Raw genomic sequence first — 750 nt, 5'->3', positions numbered from 1 at the left:
CAGATAAACTGCAGCACTACTGGTCACCACAACAGATTGCCGGATGGCTAAAAGAGACTTATCCAGATCAGGAGGACTATCAGGTGTCACACGAAACGATCTACCTTAGCCTCTTCATCCAAGCCCGTGGAGCCTTAAAGAAAGAGCTCACCCAGCATTTACGACGCACCCGCATCATGCGCCGATCACGGCATCACACGCTGAAGGATGCAGGGCTTGGAAAAATTAAGGATGCAGTCTCGATCAGAGAGCGGCCAGCCGAAGCAGAAGATAGAGCTGTTCCCGGCCATTGGGAAGGTGATCTTTTATATGGGGATGCCAATAGTCAGATCGCTACTCTCGTGGAGCGCCAGACTCGCTATGTGATGCTAGTCAAGGTGGCTCGTAAAGACAGTGAGACGGTGGTCAATGCACTCATCAAGCATGCCCGCAAGTTACCGCAAGAGCTCTACAAGTCCTTAACATGGGATCGGGGTAAAGAAATGTCTGAACACAAACGCTTTACTCTAGCTACCGATGTGCAAGTGTATTTTTGCGATCCTCAGCATCCTTGGCAACGAGGCTCGAATGAAAATACCAATGGGTTATTAAGACAATACTTCCCTAAAGGAATGAGCTTAGCTAATTACTCCCAAGCCAAACTCAATGCTGTAGCAAGGCAACTCAATGAACGTCCTAGAAAAACACTAAACTATCAAACACCGGCAGAACGTTTTGCCCTAACTGTTGCATCGACGGGTTGAAATCAAG

1 protein-coding gene is annotated in these 750 nt (G+C 48.1%); it reads left to right on the top strand.

The genetic code is table 11. The features are described from left to right. Nucleotides 1-743 (top strand): IS30 family transposase (locus tag ICN30_RS11535; protein WP_216275786.1); only part of this gene is annotated, 743 nt, incomplete at its 5' end. Between the last annotated feature and the right edge of the window lie 7 nt (nt 744-750).

Origin of the sequence: Polynucleobacter sp. 31A-FELB (assembly GCF_018882405.1) — a bacterium.
GTDB lineage: Bacteria > Pseudomonadota > Gammaproteobacteria > Burkholderiales > Burkholderiaceae > Polynucleobacter.
The sequence above is the reverse complement of the archived record's forward strand: the minus strand, read 5'-3'. Positions and strand labels throughout refer to the sequence as shown.